Raw genomic sequence first — 25,626 nt, 5'->3', positions numbered from 1 at the left:
ATGCAGCCGGATGCCGTGGGGGAGTTCTGGGCCTGGTGGGAAGCGGATGCCGCCCGGCACATTGCGCAGGGCGCAGAGGGCTACGCCGAGCACTACGTCAAGCAGCTGGGCCAGCGGATCGCCTGGATCGATCCGGGCCTGGCCTGGGAGCTTGGCCCGGGAGCAGCGGCGGAACACGAACTGGTCATCTTCCCCGACAGTCCCGAGCACGCGGCCCTGGCCCGACGCGTGCTCAAGGCGGCACCGGCGCCGGACCGGCACTGGGAGTACGCGGATGCCCGCAGGGCGGCCGCGCGCTTCGAGGACCTGACGCTGGGGGTCGGCGGCGAGGATTTCGCCGGAGAGGACTTCCGGGTGGGCCTGATGCGCAACCGCTACTCGGCGGACATCTCGGTCTACCACCCGAAGCTGGGCCGGCTCCCCGAAGACAAGCGGCTGGTCCCGGTGGCCATCATGCTGGACCACGCCATCGGCCAGCAGGACGTGAACGCGTGGATCGGCATTATCGAACCGGTGCTGCAGCCGCATCCGGGGGACATCCCGCTGAGTGAACTGCCGGCCGTGGTGCAGCAACTGCGCGCCGGCGCGTTCGATGGGCACGGCGAGCCCATCTGGGAAGAGCTGCACGGCCGCTCGGTCGAGGACCGCCCCATCACCGCCTACGTGCAGGTTCCGCTGGTACCGGCGTTCTGGCCTGATTTCGACCAGCATGTGGCCGTGCAGCTCGACTACGCCCAGATCCTCGACGACGGACTTCCGGGCGAGGCCTCTGGGCGCCGGCTGCAGGCGATGGAACAGGCGCTCGCAGAAGCGCTCAACGGCAACGGCCGGCTGGTCGCGGCCGAAACCACGGACGGCCGCCGGATCCTGCACTTCTACGTGGATTCGACCACCTCCGCCGGCTGGGACTTGGAAGCGGCCGCGGCGGCCTGGGAAGAGGGACAGACCGGGGTCGGTGCGGAACTTGATCCCGGTTGGTCCGGCGTCAACCACCTGAGGATCAGATAGGGCGCGTGAGAACATAACACCATGCCCCTGACCTGCGACGTTCTCATCATCGGCGGCGGAATCGCCGGACTCTCCCTCGCCTCGGCGCTCGCCGGCCGGGCCACCGTAATTGTGGCGGAGGCCGAAGCCGCGCTGGCCAGCCACACCTCGTCCCGGTCAGCGCGCCAACTGATCCCCAGCTACGGCCCGCCCGCCATCCGCGAACTCACCGTGCGCACCCTGGCGTTGCTGCGCCGCACCGAGCAGGAGACCGGGCGCCGCTTCCTGACACCACGCAGCTTCCTGCTGATCGGCGACGAAGCACAGGTCCGCGGGCAGGCGAGCAGCCACATGGCATTCATCAGCCACGCCGAAGCCATCAAACTCAGTCCCGAACTCAGGCCCGGTTCGTTCGAGGCTGCCGGACTGGACACCACCTCTTTCGGCTGCGACACGGATCTCCTGATCGAACACCACCGCACGACGGCGGAGGCCGCCGGGGCGCGGATTCTCACCAATGCGCCGGTCACCGCTGCTGTTCGCGGCGCCGACGACGGCGGGGCCGGCGGGGACGGCGGGTGGGAGGTCCAGGCCGGTGCCCGGAGCATCGTGGCGGACACGGTGGTCAACGCCGCCGGTGCGTGGGCCGACAACGTCGCCGCATTCTTCGGGGCAGCGCCGCAGGGGCTGGTTCCATACCGGCGGACCGCCGCGGTGGTGAAGGTGGCACGGCCGCTGTTACCCGAACAGCCGATGGTGGCCACCGCGGACAACACCTTCTATTACCGGCCGGAGGGGGACCAAGTGCTGATCTCGCCCTCGGAAACCGAACCCAGCCGGGCCGAAGACGCCCGCCCGCGGGAAACGGACATCCAGGCGTTGGTCGAAAACATCAACTCGGCCACCACCATGGGCATCGAAGCCGTGGACCGGGCCTGGACGGGGCTGCGCACCGAACCGGCGGACGGCCATCCCGTGGTCGGCTTCGACGGGCAGACGGCCGGCTTCTTCTGGCTCGCAGGCCAGGGCGGGTACGGCTTCCAGACGTCCGCGGGCATCGCCGAACTGGCTGCCGGACTGATTCTGGACGGCACGGCTGACGGTACCGGAGTATCCGGTGAGACTATCGCGGCCCTCAGCCCCCGCCGTCGTACGCTCTGATGACCTTTCGCGGCGCGGTCAGCTGGCGGCCATGCCGGCGAAGGCCCGGTAGTAGCGCAGGCCGAGCTCGCGCGCGCCGGCAGCGTTGAAGTGGATGCCGTCGTTGGCGCCGCTAGCACTGGACGGTCCCTCGACGAAAGCGGTTTGCGGCCGGTGGGAGGGGACGGAACGGTGCACCGCGTCGATGGGGCCGCGGATCTTCTTGTCAGCGGCGATCCATTCGGGCACCATGCCGCCAATGAGGAACGGGACCGGGCCCAGCTCCGCGCGGTACAGATCGATGATCTGCAGCAGCTTGCGCCGGTACCAGTCCTGGCCCACTTTGGGCAGCGCGTCCGATTCGCCCTGGTGCCACAGGATGGCCACCAGCCGGTGCGAGGGGTTGAGCGCGAGGGCGCGGACGCACGCATCCAGGCCCCAGCGGGCCAGATTCACTGAGGCGGTCGTGTTGTACGGGTCCCACGAATAGTCCGCGTTGCCGGTGATCGAGGTGCCACCGAGGGCCGCGGGCACCAGTAGCACCTTGCGGTCCGCCGCTTGGTTGAGCCAGAGCTGCCGGGCAAATTCCATCCCGGGGCCGACGGTGGGCGCACCGTCGCGCAGGTTCTGCGTGACGTGGAACAGCGCGTCCGCGGCCGGAATCACGGTGCCGGTGTGCGGCCCCGAGCCGGCGAACTGGTCGATGCCCTCCAGCCTGATGTCAATGGCCGGATCATAGGGCAGTCCCGAACCTTGCATGTTGGACTGCCCCAGCAAGAGAACGACGTCGGCACCGGACTTGCGCGGGTCCGTGCGGCCGTTGCCCGCAGCAGCTCCGACAACATTCTCGGCGTTCTGCATAACTGGGCCGCCGGCGGGCTGGGAGGGGTTGAATAAATTGGCCAGTGCCCGGTGGGTGGCTGATTCCGGGTCGGCGATCAGCCGGGCGATGTCCTCGTCGGAGGGCAGTGCCAGGCTCCCCGGCAGCGGACTGCCCGGGCGGGCCGCGCTTGCCGCGCCCGCCCCGAGGGCACCGGAACCAAGGCCGACCGCGATGATGGGGGCGGCCCGGCGGAACAGCGTCCGTCGACTGGGGCGGGGGCTGGCAGGACCTTCGGAGCCGGCTTGTTGCGCTGTGTCAGGCTCGTCCGTGCCCATGCTCGCGTCCCCCTCCAGGCCGGACGCCGGCGGGCTCACCCGCCGGCTGGCAAAATTACTCCGATCAGTTTAGCGCCGACCCGAGCTCCTGCTGGACGGCCTCGATCAGCACGCCGCTGTCCACCAGGACACGCACGGCTTCGATCTCAGGGGAGAGGTAACGGTCCGTGCCGGGACCTTCGACCACCTTGCGGATTTCGCGCCGGACAGCGGTGACGGCCGCGGCGCTCCGGGAGGAATCCAGGCCGCCGTCGCGCATGTCCAGGGCGCGGGCACTGGTGAGCAGCTCGATGGCCAGCACACGCGTCAGGCCATCCAGCGCCCGGCGCAGCTTCAGCCCGGCCGACCAGCCCATGGAGACGTGGTCCTCCTGCATGGCGGAGGAGGGGATGGAGTCCACGGAAGCCGGGTTGGCCAGCCGCTTGAGCTCGGAAACGATGCCCGCCTGCGTGTACTGCGCGATCATGTGGCCGGAATCCACGCCGGGATCGTCGGCCAGGAACGCGTTGAGCCCGTGGCTGCGGGCCTTGTCCAGGAAACGGTCCGTCCGCCGCTCGCTCATCGACGCCAGGTCGGCCACGGCGATGGCGAGGAAGTCCAGGGCATAGCCGACCGGCGCCCCATGGAAGTTCCCGTTGGATTCCACCCGGCCGTCCTGGGTGACCACCGGATTATCGATGGCGGAGGACAGCTCGTAGCCGGCCACGGATTCCACGTGCGCCAGTGTGGACCTTGCGGCACCGTGCACCTGCGGGGCGCAGCGCAGCGAGTAGGCGTCCTGCACGCGGGTGAAGCGGTGGCCGTCGCCATTGTCGGACGACTTCTGCTCGGCGATCAGGGGCGAGCCGTCCAGGATCCGGCGCATGTTGGCCGCGGCCGCAATCTGCCCGGGATGCGGGCGCAGCGCGTGCAGGTCCTCGGCCAGCACCGAGTCAGTGCCCAGCAGGCCCTCGATGCTCATGGCGGCAGCCAGGTCCGCGGTCTTGAGCAGCAGGTGCAGGTCCGCCGAGGCCATGATGAGCATGCCCAGCATCCCGTCCGTGCCGTTGATCAGCGCCAGCCCTTCCTTCTCCCGCAGTTCCACCGGCTCGAGCCCGGCGGCAGCCAGCGCCTCAGCGGCAGGCACCAGTCCGCCGTCGTTATTCCGTACCTCGCCCTCGCCCATCAGCGCCAGGGCGCAGTGTGCCAGCGGCGCCAGGTCCCCGGAACAGCCGAGCGAGCCGTACTCGCCGACCACCGGGGTGATGCCGGCGTTGAGCATGGCGGCATAGCCTTGCGCCACCATCGGGCGGACCCCCGTGCGGCCGGTGGCCATGGTGGAAAGCCGGTTGAGCATCAGGCCGCGGACCACCTCGCGGTCCACCTCGGAGCCGGAGGAAGCGGCGTGGCTGCGGATCAGGCTGCGCTGGAGCTGGGTGCGCAGCTCGATGGGGATCTGCTTGGTGGCGAGCGCGCCGAAGCCCGTCGAGACGCCGTAGTGCGGCTTGTCATCGGTGACCAGCGCGTCGATCACGGCGCGGGACTGCGCCATGGCCGCCAGGGACTCGGCGCTGAGCTCGATCGGTGCACCGTGGCGCGCGACGGCGATGACTTCCTCCGGCGTGAGCGGTCCGGTGGAGATGGTGACGGGCTGAAGCTGGGACATGGTGCCTTTCATCGAAGGTGTGGTGGCGGGGGTGGAGTGGGTGGCGGGGGTGGCGGGGGCGGACACGGCTACTTGGCAATCAGGGCATCATAGTCCGGCTCGTTTTCCAACACTCCATACTTCTGGGCCGCGGTGCCCAGTTTCTTCAGTCCGTCCATGTTGACCTCGGGATACCACTTGGACATTTCCACGGTCTCGGCCAGTTCCGGGGTGATCTTCGCGTAGTCCTGGATGATGGTGCGGACCTCGCCCTCGTTTTCCATCGCGAAGGTGAAGGACTTTTCCAGCGCGCGTTGGAAGCGTTCTACCAGTTCCGGGTTTTCCTGCAGGGTCTGCTCGGAGGTGAAGTAGAAGGCCGAATCGAAGTTTTCGGTCAGATCCGTCATGGGGCTGGCCACGATCTCGCCGCCGGCCTCCAGGATCTGCGTGCGGAACGGTTCGGTGGTCCAGGCTGCGTCAACGTCTCCGCGCTCCAGCGCTGCGGGCATGTTGGGATACGGCATCTCCACGAAGTTCACGTCCTGCGGATCCCCGCCGGCCTCTTCGATGGAGTTGCGGATGGTCACGTCGGCGAAGTTGTTCAGGGCGTTGACCGCCACCGTCTTGCCCACGAGGTCCGCGGCGGATTCAATGCCGCTGTCGGGCATGGCGGCCACCTCGGTAACGTCCTTGCCCGGAACGTTCGTTGAGCTCGAGCCGTTGGAGACCACCTTCACCGGCAGCGTCTTGTCCTGGGCGATCAGCAGCGAGACAACATTGGAGTAGCCGAACTGGTATTCACCGGTCATCACGGCCGGCACAATCGCCGCGCCGCCCTGGGCCAGCTGGACGGAGAGCTGGATGCCTTCGTCCTCGAAGTAGCCCTCCTGCATGCCCAGGTAGATGGGGGCGACGTCGGTGATGGGGATGAGTCCGACGCTCACCTGGTCCAGGCCTTCCTGGGGTGCGGCGCCATTGGAGTTCGGGGCGTCCTCGGGAGCCGACGGGCTGCCTGATCCGCAGCCGGTCAGCGCCAGAAGACCCGTGAGGGCGGCGGCGGACGCGCCCGTCAAGAACGTGCGGCGTTGGGTGGTGGATCCGCGGAAGGGCTTTTCCATGGGAGTTTCTCCAGTTCTGCCGCTGAATGGCAAGGCCATTTCAGACAGTAAAATTTATGGGCTGATAGGGAAAAGGTACAGAGCGATCGGGCTGCCGTCAATGGTCGGATGAAAAAGGGGCATTGCCACTAGATGAAATTGATGTTTTACTAAGTGCAACGCCAGTGAAACGACGATCCCGACCGAAAGGCACTCCATGGTGGATACCACTACAGAGACCGCTGCGGCGCCGGACGCGACAACCCGCGCCGCGGACCGCGCCCTGGGCCTGCTGCGCGTTGTTTGCGAGAACGACGGCGTCAAACTCGCCGATGCGGCCAAGGCGGCAGACCTTTCGGCCAGCACCGCGCTTCGCCTGCTGAGAACCCTGGAAGCGAACGGCTTCGCGGCCAAGCGCGAGGACGGCCTGTACCGGCCGGGCTTCCGCATGGTCCAGCTCGGCGTCCAGGCCTTGAGCCACGAATCGCTGGTCGCGACTAGCCAGGATGCCTTGCGCTCACTGGTCGCCCGGACGGGCGAATCCGCCTACCTCAGTGTGGCGGCCGGCAGCACCGACGGGCTGTACGTGGCTATCGAGGAAGGCACGCACACTGTGCGCCACATCAACTGGGTGGGCCGCACCTTTCCCATGGTCGGCAGCGCCGCCGGGGAAGCCCTGCAGGGGAAGGTGGCGCCCGGGTCCTTCGCCGTCGTGGCCGAAGGCGTCGAACCCGACATCACCGCGGTGGCCGCCCCGGTGATGGCCGGTTCCAAGGTGGTCGCAGCCCTGAGCATCGTCGCGCCGAGCTACCGCACTACCGCCGAAGCCGCGCAAACCTTCGGCGCCCTGCTGGCTGCCGAAGCCGGCCGCGTCTTTGCCGCCCCAGGCGGGGACGCCGCCGTCGTTAGTCCCCGACATTCCTAGCTTGTTCCTAGCCTGACAGCCGGATAACTACCCGCTTCCATCAGAGAAAGAGCCTTCAGAAATGACTTTCACGCAACACGATTCCTCCCGCACCGTCCGCGCCCCCCGGGGCACCGAGCTGACGGCCAAGAGCTGGCAGACCGAAGCGCCGCTGCGGATGCTGATGAACAACCTGGATCCCGAGGTCGCCGAGCGGCCCGAGGACCTGGTGGTCTATGGCGGCACCGGCCGCGCGGCCCGCAGCTGGGAGGCCTACGACGCGATTGTCCGCACGCTGGCCACCCTGGAGAAGGACGAGACCTTGCTGGTCCAGTCCGGCAAGCCGGTGGGTGTCTTCCGTACCAATGAATGGGCCCCGCGCGTGCTGATCGCCAACTCAAACCTGGTGGGGGACTGGGCCAACTGGCCGGAGTTCCGCCGGCTCGAGGCCGAAGGGCTGATGATGTACGGCCAGATGACCGCCGGGTCCTGGATCTACATCGGTACCCAGGGCATCCTGCAGGGCACCTACGAAACCTTTGCCGCCATCGCCGACAAGCGCTTCAACGGCACGCTGGCCGGAACGCTGACCCTCACCGGCGGCTGCGGCGGCATGGGCGGCGCGCAGCCGCTGGCCGTAACCCTTAACGGCGGAGCGTGCCTGATTATCGACGTCGACGAGACGCGCCTTCGCCGCCGTGCCGGCAAACGCTACCTGGACGAAGTGGAGACGGATCTCGACGCCGCGTTGGCCAAGGTCATGCGCGCCAAGGAGGAGAAGCGTCCGCTGTCCGTGGGTTACGTAGGCAATGCCGCCGCGGTGTTCCCGGAGCTGCTGCGCCGGCACAAAGCCGGCGAGATCAGCGTGGACATCGTCACCGACCAGACCTCGGCGCATGACCCGTTGAGCTACCTGCCGCTGGAGTACTCGGTGGAGCAGTGGGACGCCGAGGCCAAGGCCGACCCCGTGGGCTTCACCAAGAAGGCGCAGGAATCGATGGCACGCCACGTGCAGGCGATGGTCGAGTTCCAGGATGCCGGTGCCGAGGTCTTTGACTACGGCAACTCCATCCGCGACGAGGCGCGCCTGGGTGGCTACGACCGCGCGTTCGAGTTCCCCGGCTTCGTCCCGGCCTACATCCGTCCCTTGTTCTGCGAAGGGCTCGGCCCGTTCCGCTGGGTGGCCCTGTCCGGTGATCCGGAGGACATCCGCGTCACGGACGAGGCGATCAAGGAGCTCTTCCCGGAGAATGAACATCTGCATCGCTGGATCGACGCCGCGCAGGAGCATGTCGAGTTCGAGGGTCTTCCGGCGCGCATCTGCTGGCTGGGCTACGGCGAACGGCAGAAGGCCGGGCTGCTGTTCAACCAACTGGTGGCCGAGGGCAAGGTCTCCGCGCCGATCGTGATCGGCCGCGACCATCTGGACTCCGGCTCCGTGGCCTCGCCGTACCGCGAGACCGAATCCATGGCGGACGGTTCCGACGCGATCGCCGACTGGCCGCTGCTGAACGCCCTGGTCAACACGTCCTCCGGCGCCACCTGGGTGTCCATCCACCATGGCGGCGGCGTCGGCATTGGCCGCTCCATCCACGCCGGCCAGGTCTCCGTGGCCGACGGCACCGAACTGGCGGCGCAGAAACTGGAACGGCTGCTGACCAACGATCCGGGCATGGGAGTGATCCGGCACGTCGATGCGGGTTACGATCGGGCCGTCGAGGTTGCTGCCGAGCGCGGGGTAAGGGTACCGATGAACGAGTCCTGACCCTGCCCCGTCCAACCCGCCCGTCTTGTCCGCCTGTCCCCATCCGGAGGTCCTCTTTGGAAACCGTTTCCCAGCTGCTCGAGTCAATCAGCGACGTCGGCCGTGACACTGCCCGCGGCGGCTACTCGCGTCCGGTGTATTCGACGGCGGAGCTGGACCTGCGCGGCTGGTTCGTCGAGCAGGCCGGCCGGCGCGGGCTGGAGGTGGAGACTGACCGCAACGGCATCATCTGGGCCTGGTGGGGTGCGCCCCAAAAAGGCGCGCTTGTCACCGGCAGCCACCTGGACTCGGTCCCCGGCGGGGGCGCCTTCGACGGGCCGCTCGGCGTGGCCTCGGCACTCGCCGCCGTCGACGTCCTGCGGCAGCGCGGGGTCCAGCCGAACCGGTCCCTTGCCATCACGGTGTTTCCGGAAGAGGAGGGCTCACGCTTCGGCGTGGCCTGCCTCGGCTCGCGGCTGCTGACCGGCGCCATCGGTCCGGACAAGGCCCGTAACCTGCGCGACGCGGACGGCAACACCTTTGCGGAAGTCTCGCAGGGGAACGGGCTGGACCCCGAACACTTCGGGCGGGACGAGGAAGCGCTAGCCCGGATCGGCGACTTCGTCGAACTGCACGTCGAGCAGGGCCGCGGCCTCGGCGAGGAGGGGCCGGCGATCGCCGTCGGTAGTTCCATCCTGGGCCACGGACGGTGGAAGCTGACGGTCAGCGGCCAGGGCAACCACGCCGGAACGACGCTGATGCAGGACCGGGCGGATCCGATGGTGGCGGCCGCGCAGATCATTATCGCCGTGCAGAAATCGGCCGCGGCACAGCCGGACGCCCGCGCCACGGTGGGGCGGCTGGAGCCGATCCCCGGCGGCACCAACGTCATCGCCTCGCGGGTCCAGCTATGGCTCGATGTCCGGTATCCGGAAGACGCCGTGACCGGCGCGCTCGTGGAGGCGATCCACGGCAAGGCGCAGAAGATTGCCGCGTTCGAGGGCTGCTCCGTGACGCTGACCGAGGAGTCCTATTCCGGCACCGTACACTTCGATGCCGCACTGCAGCGGCAGCTCGAAAACGCGCTGCCCGGGGCCCCGGTGCTGGCAACGGGTGCCGGCCACGACGCCGGCGTGCTGGCCGGTTATGTGCCGTCCGGCATGATCTTCGTGCGCAACCCGACCGGTATTTCCCACTCGCCGGAAGAACACGTTGAGGACGACGACGCCGACGCGGGCGCCGGTGCGCTGGCCGATGTATTGGAGGGGCTGCTGTGAGTGTCTGGTGCGAAGCCGCTTGGATCCGCGGACGCGGCATCGTGTCCGGGGTGCGCGTGGAGGTGGACGAGTCCGGAATCGTTACCCGGTTGGAGCTCGGCGCGGAGCGGAAGGCTTCGGACCTGCCCGTCTCCGGCGTGGCCTTTCCTGCTGCTTCCAACGCCCACTCGCATGCGTTTCACCGGGTACTGCGCGGCCGCACGCATGACATGGGCGTGGGCAGTTTCTGGACGTGGCGGGAGCAGATGTACCGCGCCGCAGGGGCGCTGACCCCGGCGCTGTATGAGCAGCTGGCCACCGCCGTCTTTGCCGAAATGGTGGTGACGGGCTGGACCAGCGTGGCCGAATTCCACTACGTCCACCACCGCCCCGACGGCACGCCGTACGGCAGCACAGGGAGCTCAGCAAGCGCCGGCAGCGCAGACCCGAACGGAGCCGACGGCCCGCATGCCATGGAGCTCGCCTTGGCCAGGGCGGCGGTCAACGCCAGGATCAGGCTGACGCTGCTGGACACCTGCTACCTCGCCGGCGGCATAGGGCAGGAGCTCTCGCCGGAACAGCTGCGGTTCGGCGACCCGGATGTCCACGCGTGGTTGTCGCGGCTGGCGTCCCTGCGCGAAGCCATCTCGCGGGAATTTAGCCCGGATCAGGTCACTGTTGGTGCCGCGCTGCATTCGGTGCGCGGTGTGCCCGCCGACGTGCTGCCGGTCATCGCCGAGCAGCTGCCGCCGGAGATTCCGCTGCACATCCACCTTTCCGAACAGCCCGCCGAAAACGAAGCCTGCCTGCAGGCCACCGGCCTGACGCCCACGGCGCTGCTGCGCCGGAGCGGCCTGCTCACCCGCCGGCTTTCGGCCGTCCACGCCACCCACCTGACGGAGCAGGACATCGCCATGCTCGGCGCCGCCCACGCCACCGTGGTGATGTGCCCGACCACCGAGGCGGACTTGGCGGACGGCATCGGTCCGGCCGCGGCACTGCGCGACGCCGGGGCACGCATCGCGCTCGGCACGGACCAGCACGCCGTCGTCGATCCGTGGCTGGAAATGCGCGCGCTCGAACACGGTGAACGGCTGCGGTCCGGGCAGCGCGGCTGGTTCCCGCCGGAAGCATTGCACGAGGCGGCCTCGGACGCCGGCGCCCGCTCGCAGGGCAGAAGGCTGCCCGGATTCGAACGGGGCAAGTATTGCGATTTGATGGCGGTAGATCCCGGCAGCCTGCGCACCATCGGCTCGCAGCCGGACCAGCTGGCGCTTTCCGCCACCGCGCAGGACGTCAGGACGGTCGTCATCGGCGGCCGCCTCGCCGCCCGCCAAGGCATCCACGCGACGCTGGGCGACCCCGCCCGGCTGCTCGCGGCAGCCATCACCGACGTCGACGCCGCAGGAACCGGCGATACCGCAGCCAAGGGAGCCCTCCACAGATGACCTCTACGCAGTCCACGCTGATCACCAACATCGGCGAGCTCATGACTCAGGACCCGGCACGCGGGACGGCTTCAGTCCTGCGCGACGCCGCCGTCGTTATTGAGGGTGAACGAATCAGCTGGATCGGACCCGCCGGGCAAGCCCCGCAAACAGATGAAATGTACGACGCCGAAGGCCGCGCGGTGCTGCCGGGCTGGGTCGATTCGCATACCCACTTGGTGTTCGCCGGGGACCGGACCGCTGAGTTCGAGGCACGGATGGCTGGGGAGAGCTATGCGGCCGGCGGGATCGCCGTGACTACCGGGGCCACCCGGGCTGCCGACGATTTCGACCTGACCCGGTTGCTGATGGGACGCGTCGCCGAGGCGGTCGCCGGCGGTACGACCTACTTGGAAACGAAGACCGGTTACGGGCTCGATGTGGAGCACGAGGCGCGGTCCGCGCGCATCGCGTCCACGGTGGCGGACCAGGTGACGTATCTGGGCGCCCATCTGGTTCCGGACGGAATGGACGCGGATGCCTACACGGAACTGGTCTGCGGCGAGATGCTCGAGGCGGTCCGGCCATACGTGCAGTGGGCGGACGTCTTCTGCGAGCGTGGTGCCTTCAACGAGGAGCAGTCGCGGCGCGTGCTGGCTGCGTGCCGGGATGCCGGACTGGGACTCCGCGTGCACGGCAACCAGCTGGGCGAGGGGCCGGGCGTGCAGCTTGCCGTCGAGTTCGGTGCCGCCAGTGTGGATCACGTCAACTACCTGGCGGACACCGACGTGAAAGTACTGGCTGACAGCTGGTCCGGTTGGGATCGCGCGGCCGGGACGGGGGAGCGCGGCACGGTGGCTACCTGCCTGCCGGCCTGCGATCTCTCGACCCGGCAGCCCTTGGCGCCGGGTCGGCAGCTGCTCGATGCCGGCGTCGAAATTGCCCTCGCTTCCAACTGCAACCCAGGCACGTCCTACACAAGCTCGATGAACTACTGCGTGACCACGGCGGTCCTGCAGATGGGCCTGAGTGTCCAGGAGGCAGTCCGGGCGGCGACGTACGCGGGCGCCCTCGCCTTAGGCAAGCACGTTGGCGCCGACGTCGATGGGCAGCGGGCGGTGGGCTCGCTCGCCGTCGGTCATCGGGCGGACCTGCATTTGCTCAATGCGCCCTCCGCCACGCATCTGGCCTACCGTCCCGGCATGCCGCTGACTGCCGCTGTCTGGCGCGCTGGCGTGAAGGTGCGTTGATTTTCGCCGCTGGTTGCCTGCCTGCCAGCCGCTCGTCTGACATGCCGGCTGCCGCTGGTCGAACATGCCGGCTGCCGCTACTTCGCGGTCCAGCCGGGATTCCGCCCCGTCAGTCCCAGCAAGCGGTCCAGCAGCGGTGCGTCGGCGGGAATCTCGATGACCGGGCCGAACAGGCCCTCGCGGTCTTCGCCTTCCCTGGCGGAGAGCTCGGCAAATTCGTAGGCTGCCTGCAGGTTGGCTGTGTCGGCGTCGAACGTCTGGCCCGTGGCGGCGGCCAGATCCCAGCCGTGGACCACCAGCTCGTTGGTAGCCACCAAGCCCATGAGCTCGGCCGGCATGGTCACGCCGCCCGCCTGTGCCATACCTTGCCAGGCAGACGGATGTTGCCAGGCAGCAGCCAGGCCATCCAGGCGCTGGGGGAGAAGGTTTCGCCAATCCGGGTCCAGGTTCGCAGCCGAGGGCCGATTATCCGGGGCGTTGGGCGGCACCGAGCCATAGCCCGGCTCCATCGATGCTTTGGTCGCCGCGTCCCTGAAGGCGAGGGTCAGGCCCATGAAGTGGTCCAGCAAGTCCCCGACGCTGTAGTACTCGCAGGGCGTTGGCCCGGCCAGTTGACTGTCCCCGATGCCCTTGACAATTTCCGCCACCTGCCGCGTGGCTGGTTCCAGATTGAGCACGCCGGACCTCCCTCTTTTGTCGCCTATTTCCCTGTCTTTTTGACCTTCGCACGCGGGGTGCCCGGCGTCCAGAGCCAATCCGCGGCATTGCGCCAATCCGTCCTTGTTGAGCACGCTCCCAGCAGGAGTTGGCAAGATAGACCCATGCAGAGCCAGACCGCAGCCACCGACACCGTGCCCCGCACCCGCCGTTACTACCGGGCCGAAGTGCTGATCGTCCTGGGGCTCTCCCTGGGCCAGTCCGCCGTCTACGCCATTGTGAACTTGCTGGAAAAGATGACGCGGGCGCCACTCGGGTCGCAGACGACGGCGCTGAACCCGGTCCTGAACGAGCGGGAGCTGTTCGACCTGCTCTACCAACTGCTGGCAATCTTCTTTGCCCTGGTCCCCGTGGCGCTGGTGCTGTTGCTGCTGGCGGGGCCGGGCGAACGTGCCCGCGAGGCCTTCCGGAAGATCGGGTTTACCTTCGCCCGACCTGGCGTGGACTTTGGACTGGGCTTCGGGCTGGCCCTGCTGATCGGTGTGGGCACCTTGGGCGTGTATGCGGGCGGGCGCGCCCTGGGCATCACGACGGCGATAGTCCCGGCCGCGCTGGACGAATACTGGTGGACTGTCCCGGTCCTGGTTCTCTCTGCCCTGCGCCACTCGGTGCTGGAGGAGGTCGTTGTGGTCGGCTATCTCTTCAACCGGCTGGCCAAGCTGGGCTGGGGCACCTGGACCATCATTTTCACCAGCGCTGTGATCCGCGGCAGCTACCACCTGTACCAGGGGATCGGGCCCGGCATCGGCAACTTCCTGATGGGCCTTGTCTTTGGCTACGCCTATACCCGGACCAAACGGGTGATGCCGCTAGTGATAGCCCATGCCCTGCTCGACATCGCCGGCTTCGTTGGCTACGCCCTCTTCGGCTCCGCCATCGGTATCGGCGAATAAACTTCTCCCGCCCGCGGCGCTTCCCGCCCCTGCCTCAGCTGGCGCGGCACAAAAGGTGTTTCAGCCCTCGCTGCAGAAAAGGATAGCTCCATTTTGGGCGAAGGCTCCGTTGCGTCGGGGAGCCGGTGCCCAAAGCGGAGCCATCCGAGGCTCAAAGTCGGTTGCCGGGAGTCGCCTTTACATGCCGGGCCAAGGTGTGCTCTGTCTGGCTTGCGGCAGTCCGGCGTCGCGCAGGATCCGGATCAGCCCGCGGGGTTCGAAGGACTCCGGCTCCCAGGCGGCGCCCCAGTCCCATCGGGCCATCGACAAGCCTGTCGCCCGGATGCGGTCTTCCCTTTTCTTCTCTTCAACGACCGCGTCTCGTGGAGTGCCGTCCTTGAGGTACTCGCCGCGTGAGTACTTGATCGCACCATCAAATTCCCCAGCCAGCCGAAAGGTTGGCCAGTAGAAGTCAACGATGCCGACCAGACCGCCGTATTGGTCTTTCACTTCGTGCTGCAGTACAGGGCAAGGAAAGCCGCGCAGCCACATCAAAGCGCGGGAATACGATTCGCCAGGCAATTGCGCCAACGGATCCGCAAACGCAATGGCTCTCTCCACTCGCCGGTTTCTCGACAGTGGCATCGCTTGAGCCAGTTCCCGAAGTTCATCCCGGTGCAATGCGCGCAGTCCCCGAATCCGATCAGGGCGCAGTACGTGGTCGATTACAGGAACGGCATGAGCGAATGGGCTATTTGCCGCGATATCGACCACTGTTTGCGCTCGTGACGTCACGGTATAGCCGTCCCGCACTTCGAGGGGCTCCAAGAGTGGAACTTGCCGGAAGCGTATGCCTGCGCGGGCCCGCCCGTGGGTTCCATTGGTAGCAAGGAGCTGGACCTCCATGCTGTTTCCGATTGTCGGTATGCCCCAGATATCGGTCGCAGAACGATGTATAAGTATCCGATCCGTCCGCCCGGTTCCGACAGCTGCTTCGATATACAGCCTCCGCTGTTCCCACCACTGCAGTCGTGCGAATTCATCAGCACATACATATACGCCCTGTCGCAACCGGACGAGTTCGCCGACGGCAGCGCGTCTGGCCAGCAACCGCCGGTCACCTCCTGCATTTTCGAAGTCTCTCGAATAAGTCAGACTCAGTGTCATATTTCAAAGCTGCAGTGTCAGGCCATGGAGAAGAACGGCAGGCGATGCCGATGTGGACGAATCAAGCCATAGGGCAGGCTGTGTAGGGTTGCTGGCCCAGGGAGTCGAATCGTGTCATTCCCTTAACAGAAGGAGCTCCGCTTTGGGCGCTGGCTCCGCGGCGTCGCGGAGCGTGTACCCAAAGCGGAGCGAAACCTCCGAAAGGAGCGGTTAGAGTTCGACGACGCCCTTGTCGGTCTCGAACCGTACGGACATGATGCCCGGGGTGCCGTTCGGCGCCGTCCAGGCAACCTTCACGTCATCCAGCAGCGCATCGATCGGTGTTCCCAGCCAGTCCGCCACGCGGGTAGAGGAGCCGCCGATGGTCAATCCGATCAGCTTCGCCGTCGCGGGATAGGCCTTAGACGGGTGCAGCTCTTCGGTGCCGTCGTCCCAGCGCAGCATGTACGGAACCTGCGGGTCCGCGATGAGGCCCTTAATGCCGATCTGCTGCCAGGTCAGTTCGCGGCCATCCGGGAACTTGCGGCCGCCCGGCACCGCGTGGCGGCCCAAGCGCTCCTCGAACGGGGCTAGATCGTCGACCTCGACGCACCAGCCCATCCAGCCGCCGCCGGCTTCAGAGCGGGCACGTACGGCCTGGCCGAACGGCGCCTTGTCCGACGCCGGGTGGTTCAGGACCTCGACGACCTCAAGGTAGTGGCGGTCCGTCAGGGGGAAAATCATGTTGCGGGTTCCAAAGCGGGGGTGGACGCCCCCCTTGACGGCTTCGATACCTAGCGCTGCCGAAATCCGTTCGGTAGTAGCCGCCAGGCCATCGGGTTCACAGGCATATGAGACATGATCGAAACGCATGCCTCATTTTGGCATTTTGTGATGTGCCTCTCGACTAAGGGTGTCCTAACCGACATTCACACACCGTCACATACTTGCTGAAAAAGTGCCCGTCGCCGAACCTAGATACAGGTCATGAGTGCCAGCAACAAGCCCCGGCTAGCTGGCCGGCAACCCTCCAACCGCGGTGGGGTGCCCCGGGTGAGGACCAGGCTTCCGCTAGCAGGCGGGACGCAAGCGCGGGTCACCCGAGGAGAAACGCCGGAAAGCCGGTTCCCGGGCAGACCCCTTTGAGACAAGAGGGAGTTCCACATGTCAAATGACTGGTCATTCGAAACCCGCCAGATCCATGTAGGCCAGGAGCCGGACGCCGCAACAGGAGCGCGCGCCCTGCCCATCTACCAGACGACGTCGTTCGTCTTCCCGAGTGCCGAAAGCGCGGCCAACCGTTTTGCGCTGGCCGAACTGGCGCCCATCTACACCCGGATCGGCAACCCGACCACGGAAGCCGTGGAGAACCGGATCGCGAACCTGGAAGGCGGCGTTGGCGCACTGCTGCTGTCCTCCGGCCAGGCGGCGTCCACGTTCTCCATCCTGAATGTTGCCGAAGCCGGTGACCACGTCGTCGCCAGCCCCAGCCTCTACGGCGGCACGTACAACCTGCTGAAGAACACCCTGAAGAAGTTCGCCATCGAGGTGACCTTCGTCGAGGATCCGGACAACCTGGACCAGTGGCGCGACGCCGTCAAACCGAACACCAAGGCGTTCTTCGGCGAGGCCGTGTCCAACCCGCGCCTGGACGTGCTCGACGTCGAGGGCATCAGCGCCATCGCCCACGAGGCCGGGGTGCCGCTGATCGTGGACAACACGCTGGCCACCCCGTACCTGATCCGCCCGATCGAGTGGGGCGCCGACATCGTGGTCCATTCGGCCACCAAGTACCTCGGCGGCCACGGCAGCGCCATCGCCGGCGTGATCGTGGATTCGGGCAACTTCGACTTCGCCAAGGACCCGGAGAAGTTCCCCGGTTTCAACACTCCGGATGAGAGCTACAACGGCCTGGTCTTCGCCCGCGACCTCGGCGTCGGCGGCGCGCTCGGCGCGAACCTCGCCTACATCCTGAAGGCCCGCGTCCAGTTGCTGCGCGACCTCGGCTCCTCCGCCGCTCCCTTCAACGCGTTCCTGATTGCCCAGGGCCTGGAGACATTGAGCCTGCGCATGGAGCGCCACGTGGAGAATGCGCAGAAGGTGGCCGAATGGCTTGAAAAGCACGACGACGTTAAGTCGGTTGCGTACGCCGGCCTGCCTTCCAGCCCGTGGTACGAGCGCGGCCGCAAGTATGGCCCCAAGGGCACGGGTGCCATCATCGCGTTCGAAATCGCCGGCGGGCTCGAGGCCGGCAAGCGCTTTGTCGATGGACTGGAACTGCACTCCCATGTGGCCAATGTCGGCGACGTCCGCTCGCTGGTCATCCACCCGGCGTCGACCACCCATGCCCAGCTGTCTCCGGAGGCGCAGGCAGCCGCCGGTGTCACGCCGGGCCTGGTCCGGTTGGCCGTTGGCATCGAGCACATCGACGATATCCTCGCGGACCTTGAAGCCGGTTTCCGCGCATCCAAGGGTGCCGCCTGAACGCGGCATCATGAAGGAATCACAGGCATAGCATTGACAACTCTGCAACCACAGGAGCTGCTGGACACGGCGGCGGACGGCATTTTGCGTTACGCGTCCATCGGCGCCCTCGAGCTGGAAACGGGCGGTTTTCTGCCCGACGTCGTTCTGGGCTACGAAACCTGGGGCACCCTGAACGAGGATGCTTCCAACGCCGTGCTCATTGCGCATGCCCTGACCGGCAGCACCCATGTGGCGCGCGGAGATACGGATGAGGCGGGCTGGTGGGATCCCCTGGTGGGGCCCGGCGCCACGATCGACACCAACGAGTACTTCGTGGTGGCGGCCAACATGGTCGGCGGCTGCTACGGCTCCACCGGTCCGTCCTCATCGGCGCCTGACGGCAAGCCCTGGGGCTCGCGCTTTCCGCTGGTGACCATCCGCGATTCGGTCCACGCCGAGGCGCGGCTGGCCGACCGGCTGGGCATCAAGCGCTGGCATGCTGTTCTTGGCGGCTCCATGGGCGGTGCCCGCGCGCTTGAATGGGCCGCTACCTACCCGGAGCGAACTGCACGTTGTGCCGTGATTGCCTGCGGTGCGGCGAGCACCGCGGAGCAGATCGCGTTTTCGCAGGCGCAGGTGCTGGCCATCCGACTGGACCCGAACTTCAACGGCGGCGACTACTACGAAGGGCCCGCGCCCGACGCCGGCCTCGGCATCGCGCGCCGGATCGCGCACATCAATTACCGGTCCGAGCCCGAATTCGAGTACCGCTTCGGCCGCAACGCCCAGGGGACGGAGCAGCCCTTCGGCAGCGCCAACCCGGCAGAGCGCGGGCGGTATGCCGTGGAAAGCTACCTGGACCACCAGGCCAACAAACTGGCGGGCCGGTTCGATGCCAACAGCTATATCCTGATGACCGAAGCCCTGATGAGCCACGATGTGGCTCGCGGGCGCGGTTCGGTCGAGCAAGCCTTGGCCGACGTGGAAACGGACTTCTTCATCGCCGCCGTTGACTCCGACCGGCTGTACTTCCCGGTTCAGTCGCGCCAACTGGCCGAAGCGCTGCCCACGCCGCCCAAGGTGCACATGATCGAGGTGCCCACCGGCCACGACGGATTCCTGACGGACATCCGTCAGCTGCACAATGAGCTGGTGACCCAGTTCTTCCCGCACAGCTGATCCGGCTACGTCCCGGGCAGCCGGGTCCCGCCGACCGGATCCTTGCCGTGTGACGCGTTGAGAATTGCGCCGCGGATAACCACCACGACAATTCCGATCAGGAACTCAGCCCATCAGGAATCGAGCAGGTCTACCGTGACAGTGCGGCCCAGGAACGTTTCATAGCGGGCGACGGCGGCGGCCAGGGCGCGTTTCTGCGGCGGCGTCAGTGCCCGGTGCAGCAAGATACTAACGACGGCGGACTCCGGCTTCAGCGTGTGCTGCCAGTTTCCGATCATGCGCCCGTCCAGCAGGACCACGTGGCTGGGCTGCTTGCTGGCCACTGAGGCCGGGGCAGTCCCGCCCAGGTAGTGCCTGGTGGGCGTATAGCCCATGACGTATTCGTCGTAGCACTGGATCAAGTCGATCCGAGGGGCTGCCGGCGCAGCGCTGGGTGGTGCGAAATCAGCATCTGAAGCAGCGGTGGCGGCTTTCGTCGCAGAGTGTGCGGGGCCGGAGGCCATGAGGAATTCGTAGCCATCGGCGATGAACGACTGCAGGTGGGACCGCTCGCCCGCTGCAGCCAGTCCACGCCGGACGTCCGCCTGCGTCAGGCCGGACCACAGCGCGCAGTCTTTGACCGTGGCGGGTCCGCGGCTGGAGAAGTAGCGCCGGGTCAGTTCGGCAAGTGCCTGGTCGCGGTCGAAGACCGTTGCCAGGGCAGGCACCCGTTCGTCGAAGAGCGCGTAGGTCTGGCGGACCGCGCCGCTTCCGCTGATCCGAGGTATGCCGCTGACAAGAACTTGGTCCATTTCCGCGTGGAAGACCATATGGCCCAGGCGCTGGCCCCGCAGGGGTGACCCGTTCAGACGCTCGCCCGTATCCTCGAGCAGGCCCGCCCGTTCGAGCTCGGCGGCCAGCTCGTCGCGGGTCAGCTGCCGGCCACCGGCTACGGCCGCGCCGAGGACGTCGTTGCTGCGGCTTACGGTCTTTGCGTCGAGTCCCAGCTGCCGGTCCCGGGTTTTGTTGCCGGCCCTGAGCCTCGGGCCGGACAGAGTCATCAGCCAGCGCAGATCCTCCGCAAGGACAAAGTGCCAGGTCGGCCGGAGCACATGGGTCCGCAGTATCGTGCCGGTTGCAATGGCGGCATCCACGGCTGCCGCGTTGTCCCGGTCCGACCCCTGGCACCGTTGCGCTAATGTCCACCGGGCATACGCATACTCTTGCGCCTGCACGGCGAGCAATGAGCGCAAGGAGGCCTCGGCGTCGTACGCTCCATCTCCCCACAGCTGCTGCGCGAGCAACCGGTGCCGGACAATCCCAACTGCCAGCGCAGACTCGTCGTTGAGCCCACCAACACTGGAAATCTTCTGGCCGCCAAGGGCGCTGCCCGTGGAATCCACGCTCAGCCCGCCCTTTATCCGGCGGCGCCGGGCGGCATGCCCGGCCCGAACATCGGGCCGGCCGTCGGGCGCTTGGGGGAGATCCCGTCGCCCAGCGACTGGTGGCGAAGAGCCCGCAGGACCCAGGGGAACAGATGCTGGCGGGCCCAGACCAGATCCTCGGTGCGGGCGGTGCGCCAGTTCTTTGGCGGCAGCGGCTTGGGGATTTCGGGTTGCAGGCTGTGCTCTACGTTCAACGCGTCCAGCACCATTGCGGCGATGGTGTGGTGGCCCAGCGGCGAGAAATGCAACCGGTCCGGGGCCCACATCCGCGGATCCTTCAGCTCCCGCAGCGCCCACATGTCGGCGATGACCGCATCATGCCGGGTAGCCACGGTGCGGAGGTTTTCGTTATAGATCGCCGCCCTGCCGCGGACACTGCCGATCAGGGGCGTATCGCCGACATCCGGGGCCGTGAACAGGACAACGGTCGCACCCGATGCCGCCAGCGTTTCGATGGCAACATCGATTTTCTCGGCCAGGACGTCCGGATCCGAGCCCGGCCGGATGACATCGTTTCCGCCCGCGCAGAAACTGATCAGGTCCGGCGCGAGCTCAACGGCCGGCCCGACCTGTTCGTCGATGATCTGCTGCAGCAGCCGCCCGCGGATAGCGAGATTGGCGTATGCAAAATCCGGGTGGTCCCGTGCGAGTTCCTCGGCAACCCGGTCGGCCCAGCCGCGGTTACCGCCGGGGCTGTCCGGATCCGGATCGCCGATCCCTTCCGTGAAGGAGTCACCGATGGCAACAAAGCGGCTCCAGGGATGACGGGCGCTTTCGAGCGGAGTCGAAGCTGCCTCAGGCAAGTTACTCACAAGTTCATCCTGCTCCAGCGGCTCTTCGTTGGCAAAGGCCGAAACGCTCAAGTTTAAGGTTCAAGTATCGATATGTCAGAATGGCAGCATGACCGAAACTACTTATAAGCCCGTCGTCGTCTGGTCCAAGCCTGAATCCGAGCGGGCCGGCACTCCCTTGCTGGTGCTCTTCCACGGCTACCTCTCCAACGAAGAGGACCTGATGGGCCTGGTTCCGGGGCTGCCCGAAGATTTCACCGTTGCCGCCGTCCGCGCCCCCGTCGCCCTGGGCCCGGGCTTTTCCTGGTTCCCGCTGATGCACGAGCCGGATTTCTCCGTGGACAAGGTCACCAAGGCCGCCGCGGATGTCTGGTCCTGGTTGGATACCGTCAAGGAGCAGCACAGCAGCGTTTCCGTCCTCGGCTTCTCCATGGGCATGGCCGTTGCGACGTCCATCATGCGCCACCGCCCCGAGGAAATCGCCGCAGTCATTGGCCTCTCCGGCTTCGTGATTCCTGCTGACAGCGACCCGTTCTTCAACGACGAGGCGGTCAAGGCGCTCAAGCCTGCGGTGTTCTGGGGCCGCGACCAGGAAGACCAGGTCATCACGCCGGACAAGATCGAGTACAGCCACGCCTGGCTCAACGAGCACGTCGACCTGACCAAGGTGCTTTACGCCAACATCGGCCACGGCATCAACGCCCAGGAGCTCGCCCACGTGAAGGAATTCCTGACGTACAAGGTGCTCAACGCGAAGTAAAACGTCGCGCCCAACCCGAGCCGCCGTCGTCGTTATTTGGTTATCCAGCGCTCCTGGCTGCCACCGATAACGACGGCGGCGCTTGGCTTAACGGCGGCGCTTGGCTAACAGCGGCGCCGGCTTCAGGGCCGGCCTACTCGTGAACCACGCGGACGGTCTCGCCGTTGACGGTGACCGTGTCGCCCGCGTGCAGTTGGCGGCCGCGGCGGGTTTCGATCTCCCCGTTGACCTGCACCATGCCGTGCTCGACGAACTCCTTGGCCTCATTCCCGTCCTCGGCGAGGTTCGCCAGCTTGAGCAGCTGTCCCAGCCGGATCATGTCGTCGCGGATGGAAATGTCATTGATGTCATCAGAGGCCATAGGTACATTCTGCCTGACGCATCGGCCATGGTGCTCGCCACATTGCGGTAGGGCCGGGTGCGTTGTGCCCGCCGCGGCGGAGCCCCTGACGTAGGGTGAAACGGTGCCCCACGTTCCCAGAATGCCGCTTGCGATAGGCCTGCCGCTGGCCGTGGTGACGGGTCTTTGCATGCCGGTGCAGGGCCGGATCAACGGGGCGCTCGGAGAAGTGCTTGACGACGGACTCGCAACCGCGGTGGTGAGCTTCGGTACCGGGCTGGTCCTGATGATCCTGATCTGTTTGCTGGTGCCCAGCGGCCGCGCCGGAGTGCGCCGCATCGCACCGGCAATACGGCAGAAAAAGTTCCCCCGCTGGTACCTGCTGGCCGGCCTCAGCGGCGCCTTCCTGGTGGTGAGCCAGGGGATAACCATTTCGTTGATTGGCGTGGCCCTCTTCACCGTCGCGGCGGTGACCGGGCAGTCCCTGAGTGGACTGCTGGTGGACCGGCTTGGCCTGGGCCCCGCCGGTAAGAAACCGGTCACGATCATGCGGGTGCTCAGCGCGCTGCTGACGGTGGCGGCGGTTGCCTGGGCCGTTTCGCCAAAATTCTCAGCCGGTTCCGACGTGAGCGACTGGCTGATTCCGGTGCTGCTGCCCCTGGCGGCCGGATTCATGCAAAGCTTCCAGCAGGCTTTCAACGGCACGCAGACGCTGCATTTCGGCTCACCGCTGCCCGCCACCCTGGTCAACCTCACCGTCGGCATGGTGCTGCTGGTTGCTGCCTGGCTCGTGAAAGTGGCTGTTGCCGGCGTCGGAAATCCCTTGCCGGACGAATGGTGGTACTACCTTGGCGGCCCGATCGGCTGCCTCTTCCTTGCCCTCGCCGCCGTGCTGGTCCGCTCTTTAGGCGTGTTGCTGACCGGCCTGGGCATGATTGCCGGACAGGTGCTCGGCTCCCTGTTGCTGGATGTCGTGTTTCCCGCGCCCGGCACCATTATTACGACGGCGACGGTGCTGGGTACGCTGCTGACTCTCGTGGCGATGGTGCTCGCCACACTGCCCTGGCCGCGGACGGCGTTGAGTCCGCTGCGCCGCAAAGCCCCCGTTGGAGCAGGGGAGAGGAACCGATGACGACGACGGCGGACGGCGGTTTCATGTCCTTGAGCCCCCATTTAGTGAACCTGCGGAATGGCCGTTTGACCGTCGGCGGCCTGGCCTCGACCACGGCCGAGGATGTGGACCGGATTTTCGAGGTCCACTTGCCCCGGTTCATCGCCGAGCATCCCGGCAGGCCGGTGCCGTTGATGTTCTGGGCCCATGGCGGCCTGGTGCCGGAGCGGACCGGTCTGGCGGCCGCCACCCATCACGTTCCCTGGTGGCTGGCCAACGGCGTTTACCCGGTCTATTTCGTTTGGGAAACCGGTCTGCTGGAAGCCCTCGCTACCAGGATCCGGAATGGCATCGACCGGTTGCGGCCAGCCGTGCCCTTCGAGGAGGCCGCCGACATGTTCGTGGAATGGATCGCCAGGCATGCCGGTGGCCGGGCAGTCTGGGCGGACCTCAAAGCCGGCGCGGCCCGGTCCGTCGATCCCGCCGACAGCCCAAGTCCTATTGCTGACGACGGCGATGCTGCCGCCGGCGATGTCGGTCCTGGCACTGACGCCGACGATGCCGATCCTGATGTCGTCGAAGGCGGTATCGGCGCCGATGAAGGCGGAGCGCGATATGTCGCGCGAAAGCTCGCCGAGTTCCTCCGGCAATACCCTGGCACGGTCACGTTGCACGCCGTCGGCCACAGCGCCGGGTCCATCTTCCACTCGTATTTCCTGCGTGCGGCGTTCGAGGAAGGAGTGCCGGCGTTTGAGTCCTTTATTTTCCTTGATCCGGCCATCCTGATCGAGGAGTTCAAGCGGGATATAGTGCCGCGCATCGGCAACGGCAACGGCATCTATGCCTTGTCTACTTTTGCGCTGGGTAACCAGAGGGCGCTGGATGACGAGTGCAAGTTCCTGAACATCACTTTCTATAACAAGTCCCTCCTGTATCTGGTTCATCACGCGCTGGAAGACGAAGAGGACGCACCTTTGCTTGGACTGCAGGAAAATGTGGAAGCGGATCCCGTGCTGCGCGAAATGTTCAGCGGGGCGGATCCTCGGGTCCAGGCGATCTGGTCGCCACAGCTGGACGGCCCTTTGGACAGCCGTTCGGATGCAAGGGCGCACGCCGGCATCGATAGCGAACCCGTGACCATGGAGAGCGTCGCCCGGCGCATTATCGGCCAGGAGAATATCGAAAGCTTCCCCGGTATCTTGCCCTGATCCCGCCGGCCCCGTCGACGGTGTTGTTTTCGCCGTTGGTTGTCGGGGGCAGGTGATGGACTGGACTCATGGCAACGCAGAAGCTCTCGTTTCCGGTTCGCGGGATACCCGCGGCTTACTGGCTCGCTGGATACCCGCTGCCGAAATCCGGGCCGTGCCGTATAGCCGGCGCCGGTGTGCTTCCTGCCGTGCTCAAGAAAACTCGTGCGGAAAAGAATTTTGAAGAACTTTTGTGGAAGCGTGCACTTGGTGCTTTTGGGCGTCTGTATTGTCATGGCCGGATGATGGACTGAAGTCATGGCAACGGAAGAGCAACCGGCACCGGTTTCCGGTTCCCCGGCCCCCGGACAGGGGCCCGCGGGGCAGGGGTTTTCGCTGCGGTGTCTTCAGCCGGCCCGTCCTACGACCGCCGCGCAGCGGCAGGAAGCCCTGCGCAAGGCCCTGGAGCGCCTGGACCACGATTGCGCGCGGGACCGCAAACGCGGCCTGGCACAGGCGCGTGAATATATCGCGGCCGGGAAACCGCCGAAGCACGCCACGATGGCGGGCTATATGGAGGAGATTTACGCCGAGGCGCGCGGCCCGGTCCTGGACCCGCCGAAGCTGGAATCCTACGGCGAGGATCCGCTGGCCGGTCAGGAGGTTCCGGACCGGGTCGGGGAGCCGGAGCATCTGGGGGCCAGCGCCGGCCTCGATGACTTCGCGGCCTGGGAACGCGAGGAAGCCTGGGCCAGTTGGCCGCCGTCGGGCCCGTTCCCCGCGAACTGGGGCCCTGCCGAAGACCTCGAGGGGCTGCCCGCGGAAGTGTTCTCCGAAACGCACAGGGAGTATTACGCCGAGCGCCTGCGCCGGATCACCGCCGGCACCCCCGCCGACTGGTTCCGCCTCTTCGAAGCCACCGCCACCGCCAGCAACACCAGCAGTAACGCGCTGAACCCTGCCAGTGCTGCCGGCAACGCCGAGGCCGCGACCAGCGCTGCGGGTACCGTTCTGGTTGCCGATGCCGATGCCGATGCCGATGCCGG

The 25,626-nt window shown here is 66.7% G+C and carries 24 protein-coding genes and 1 riboswitch; of the genes, 15 read left to right on the top strand and 9 right to left on the bottom strand.

Translation table 11 applies throughout. The annotated features are described in order from the left end of the window. Complete coding sequence (locus B0G38_RS02615; RefSeq protein ID WP_264668003.1) at positions 1-1,008, top strand: DUF695 domain-containing protein; 1,008 nt, start codon at positions 1-3, stop codon at positions 1,006-1,008. A 21-nt stretch (positions 1,009-1,029) separates the two neighbouring features. Continuing rightward, positions 1,030-2,148, top strand: coding sequence for an NAD(P)/FAD-dependent oxidoreductase (locus B0G38_RS02610; RefSeq protein WP_264668002.1), 1,119 nt, complete (start codon positions 1,030-1,032; stop codon positions 2,146-2,148). 18 nt (positions 2,149-2,166) lie between these two features. Here the strand turns inward: B0G38_RS02610 and B0G38_RS02605 are convergent, their stop codons facing one another. The 3 genes from B0G38_RS02605 to B0G38_RS02595 form a co-directional block, all read right to left on the bottom strand. Further along, positions 2,167-3,285 carry a sialate O-acetylesterase gene (locus B0G38_RS02605; RefSeq protein WP_264668001.1) on the bottom strand — a complete coding sequence of 373 codons (1,119 nt, stop codon included), beginning with the start codon at positions 3,283-3,285 and terminating at the stop codon, positions 2,167-2,169. A gap of 64 nt (positions 3,286-3,349) precedes the next feature. Next, positions 3,350-4,942, bottom strand: a complete 1,593-nt coding sequence (gene hutH, locus B0G38_RS02600) for a histidine ammonia-lyase (RefSeq protein WP_413542022.1) — start codon at positions 4,940-4,942, stop codon at positions 3,350-3,352. 56 nt (positions 4,943-4,998) lie between these two features. After that, positions 4,999-6,027: an ABC transporter substrate-binding protein gene (locus B0G38_RS02595; RefSeq protein ID WP_264668000.1), complete on the bottom strand. Its 1,029-nt coding sequence runs from the start codon at positions 6,025-6,027 to the stop codon at positions 4,999-5,001. A gap of 196 nt (positions 6,028-6,223) precedes the next feature. On the opposite strand from B0G38_RS02595, the gene B0G38_RS02590 reads away from it, so the two are divergent. From B0G38_RS02590 to hutI, 5 genes are all read left to right on the top strand, one after another. Beyond that, positions 6,224-6,931 (top strand): IclR family transcriptional regulator, encoded by a 708-nt coding sequence (locus B0G38_RS02590; protein ID WP_268019557.1) that lies wholly within the window; start codon positions 6,224-6,226, stop codon positions 6,929-6,931. A 61-nt stretch (positions 6,932-6,992) separates the two neighbouring features. Beyond that, complete coding sequence (gene hutU / locus B0G38_RS02585) at positions 6,993-8,675, top strand: urocanate hydratase (protein ID WP_264667998.1); 1,683 nt, start codon at positions 6,993-6,995, stop codon at positions 8,673-8,675. 56 nt (positions 8,676-8,731) lie between these two features. Next, positions 8,732-9,931, top strand: coding sequence for an allantoate amidohydrolase (locus tag B0G38_RS02580; RefSeq protein WP_264667997.1), 1,200 nt, complete (start codon positions 8,732-8,734; stop codon positions 9,929-9,931). Then, positions 9,928-11,358 (top strand): formimidoylglutamate deiminase, encoded by a 1,431-nt coding sequence (locus B0G38_RS02575; protein WP_264667996.1) that lies wholly within the window; start codon positions 9,928-9,930, stop codon positions 11,356-11,358. Before B0G38_RS02580 ends, B0G38_RS02575 begins: the two co-directional genes overlap by 4 nt. Next, on the top strand, positions 11,355-12,587 hold the full coding sequence (gene hutI, locus B0G38_RS02570) for an imidazolonepropionase (RefSeq protein ID WP_264667995.1): 1,233 nt from the start codon (positions 11,355-11,357) through the stop codon (positions 12,585-12,587). The genes B0G38_RS02575 and hutI overlap by 4 nt, the downstream gene beginning before the upstream one ends. Before the next feature lie 77 nt (positions 12,588-12,664). On the opposite strand, the gene B0G38_RS02565 is transcribed toward hutI, so the two are convergent. Continuing rightward, complete coding sequence (locus tag B0G38_RS02565) at positions 12,665-13,264, bottom strand: TIGR03086 family metal-binding protein (protein WP_264667994.1); 600 nt, start codon at positions 13,262-13,264, stop codon at positions 12,665-12,667. Positions 13,265-13,408: 144 nt separating this feature from the next. Here B0G38_RS02565 and B0G38_RS02560 point away from each other — a divergent pair, with 144 nt between their 5' ends. After that, a complete protein-coding gene (locus B0G38_RS02560; protein WP_264667993.1) occupies positions 13,409-14,197 on the top strand; it encodes a CPBP family intramembrane glutamic endopeptidase in 789 nt (262 codons plus the stop codon). A 177-nt stretch (positions 14,198-14,374) separates the two neighbouring features. Here the strand turns inward: B0G38_RS02560 and B0G38_RS02555 are convergent, their stop codons facing one another. Together B0G38_RS02555 and B0G38_RS02550 are read right to left on the bottom strand one after the other, a co-directional pair. Next, positions 14,375-14,797, bottom strand: a complete 423-nt coding sequence (locus tag B0G38_RS02555) for a hypothetical protein (protein WP_264667992.1) — start codon at positions 14,795-14,797, stop codon at positions 14,375-14,377. A gap of 756 nt (positions 14,798-15,553) precedes the next feature. After that, positions 15,554-16,195, bottom strand: coding sequence for a VOC family protein (locus tag B0G38_RS02550; RefSeq protein ID WP_169996534.1), 642 nt, complete (start codon positions 16,193-16,195; stop codon positions 15,554-15,556). 110 nt (positions 16,196-16,305) lie between these two features. Beyond that, positions 16,306-16,420: riboswitch (SAM riboswitch) on the top strand. A 66-nt stretch (positions 16,421-16,486) separates the two neighbouring features. Here B0G38_RS02550 and B0G38_RS02545 point away from each other — a divergent pair. Further along, on the top strand, positions 16,487-17,806 hold the full coding sequence (locus B0G38_RS02545; protein ID WP_264667991.1) for a bifunctional o-acetylhomoserine/o-acetylserine sulfhydrylase: 1,320 nt from the start codon (positions 16,487-16,489) through the stop codon (positions 17,804-17,806). Between the two features lie 33 nt (positions 17,807-17,839). Next, entirely contained in the window at positions 17,840-18,967 is a 1,128-nt protein-coding gene (metX, locus tag B0G38_RS02540) for a homoserine O-acetyltransferase MetX (protein WP_264667990.1), read from the top strand. A gap of 113 nt (positions 18,968-19,080) precedes the next feature. Here metX and B0G38_RS02535 read toward each other — a convergent pair whose 3' ends face one another. Together B0G38_RS02535 and B0G38_RS02530 are read right to left on the bottom strand one after the other, a co-directional pair. Then, positions 19,081-20,349 carry a winged helix DNA-binding domain-containing protein gene (locus tag B0G38_RS02535; RefSeq protein ID WP_264667989.1) on the bottom strand — a complete coding sequence of 423 codons (1,269 nt, stop codon included), beginning with the start codon at positions 20,347-20,349 and terminating at the stop codon, positions 19,081-19,083. Positions 20,350-20,363: 14 nt separating this feature from the next. Continuing rightward, complete coding sequence (locus tag B0G38_RS02530) at positions 20,364-21,203, bottom strand: SGNH/GDSL hydrolase family protein (protein WP_264667988.1); 840 nt, start codon at positions 21,201-21,203, stop codon at positions 20,364-20,366. Positions 21,204-21,291: 88 nt separating this feature from the next. Here B0G38_RS02530 and B0G38_RS02525 point away from each other — a divergent pair, with 88 nt between their 5' ends. Further along, a complete protein-coding gene (locus B0G38_RS02525; protein WP_264667987.1) occupies positions 21,292-21,942 on the top strand; it encodes an alpha/beta hydrolase in 651 nt (216 codons plus the stop codon). Positions 21,943-22,075: 133 nt separating this feature from the next. Here B0G38_RS02525 and B0G38_RS02520 read toward each other — a convergent pair whose 3' ends face one another. Then, positions 22,076-22,303: an RNA-binding S4 domain-containing protein gene (locus B0G38_RS02520; protein WP_169996527.1), complete on the bottom strand. Its 228-nt coding sequence runs from the start codon at positions 22,301-22,303 to the stop codon at positions 22,076-22,078. 121 nt (positions 22,304-22,424) lie between these two features. Here B0G38_RS02520 and B0G38_RS02515 point away from each other — a divergent pair, with 121 nt between their 5' ends. From B0G38_RS02515 to B0G38_RS02500, 4 genes are all read left to right on the top strand, one after another. Then, positions 22,425-23,414, top strand: coding sequence for a DMT family transporter (locus tag B0G38_RS02515; RefSeq protein WP_413542017.1), 990 nt, complete (start codon positions 22,425-22,427; stop codon positions 23,412-23,414). Then, positions 23,411-24,601, top strand: coding sequence for a hypothetical protein (locus B0G38_RS02510; RefSeq protein ID WP_264667985.1), 1,191 nt, complete (start codon positions 23,411-23,413; stop codon positions 24,599-24,601). The genes B0G38_RS02515 and B0G38_RS02510 overlap by 4 nt, the downstream gene beginning before the upstream one ends. 68 nt (positions 24,602-24,669) lie before the next feature. After that, positions 24,670-24,894, top strand: a complete 225-nt coding sequence (locus tag B0G38_RS02505; protein ID WP_264667984.1) for a hypothetical protein — start codon at positions 24,670-24,672, stop codon at positions 24,892-24,894. A 4-nt stretch (positions 24,895-24,898) separates the two neighbouring features. Then, the coding region (locus tag B0G38_RS02500) for a hypothetical protein (protein WP_264667983.1) at positions 24,899-25,626 on the top strand (728 nt) is incomplete at its 3' end.

This window comes from Crystallibacter permensis, assembly GCF_025960875.1.
GTDB classification, from domain to species: Bacteria; Actinomycetota; Actinomycetes; order Actinomycetales; family Micrococcaceae; genus Crystallibacter; species Crystallibacter permensis.
The sequence above is the reverse complement of the archived record's forward strand: the minus strand, read 5'-3'. Positions and strand labels throughout refer to the sequence as shown.

Coding starts and splice junctions, on each gene's coding strand:
- B0G38_RS02615 (WP_264668003.1), top strand. CDS start 1: ATGCAGCCGGATGCCGTGGGGGAGTTCTGGGCCTGGTGGGAAGCGGAT.
- B0G38_RS02610 (WP_264668002.1), top strand. CDS start 1,030: ATGCCCCTGACCTGCGACGTTCTCATCATCGGCGGCGGAATCGCCGGA.
- B0G38_RS02605 (WP_264668001.1), bottom strand. CDS start 3,285: ATGGGCACGGACGAGCCTGACACAGCGCAACAAGCCGGCTCCGAAGGT.
- hutH (WP_413542022.1), bottom strand. CDS start 4,942: ATGAAAGGCACCATGTCCCAGCTTCAGCCCGTCACCATCTCCACCGGA.
- B0G38_RS02595 (WP_264668000.1), bottom strand. CDS start 6,027: ATGGAAAAGCCCTTCCGCGGATCCACCACCCAACGCCGCACGTTCTTG.
- B0G38_RS02590 (WP_268019557.1), top strand. CDS start 6,224: ATGGTGGATACCACTACAGAGACCGCTGCGGCGCCGGACGCGACAACC.
- hutU (WP_264667998.1), top strand. CDS start 6,993: ATGACTTTCACGCAACACGATTCCTCCCGCACCGTCCGCGCCCCCCGG.
- hutI (WP_264667995.1), top strand. CDS start 11,355: ATGACCTCTACGCAGTCCACGCTGATCACCAACATCGGCGAGCTCATG.
- B0G38_RS02560 (WP_264667993.1), top strand. CDS start 13,409: ATGCAGAGCCAGACCGCAGCCACCGACACCGTGCCCCGCACCCGCCGT.
- B0G38_RS02550 (WP_169996534.1), bottom strand. CDS start 16,195: ATGCGTTTCGATCATGTCTCATATGCCTGTGAACCCGATGGCCTGGCG.
- B0G38_RS02545 (WP_264667991.1), top strand. CDS start 16,487: ATGTCAAATGACTGGTCATTCGAAACCCGCCAGATCCATGTAGGCCAG.
- B0G38_RS02525 (WP_264667987.1), top strand. CDS start 21,292: ATGACCGAAACTACTTATAAGCCCGTCGTCGTCTGGTCCAAGCCTGAA.
- B0G38_RS02520 (WP_169996527.1), bottom strand. CDS start 22,303: ATGGCCTCTGATGACATCAATGACATTTCCATCCGCGACGACATGATC.
- B0G38_RS02515 (WP_413542017.1), top strand. CDS start 22,425: ATGCCGCTTGCGATAGGCCTGCCGCTGGCCGTGGTGACGGGTCTTTGC.
- B0G38_RS02510 (WP_264667985.1), top strand. CDS start 23,411: ATGACGACGACGGCGGACGGCGGTTTCATGTCCTTGAGCCCCCATTTA.
- B0G38_RS02505 (WP_264667984.1), top strand. CDS start 24,670: ATGGCAACGCAGAAGCTCTCGTTTCCGGTTCGCGGGATACCCGCGGCT.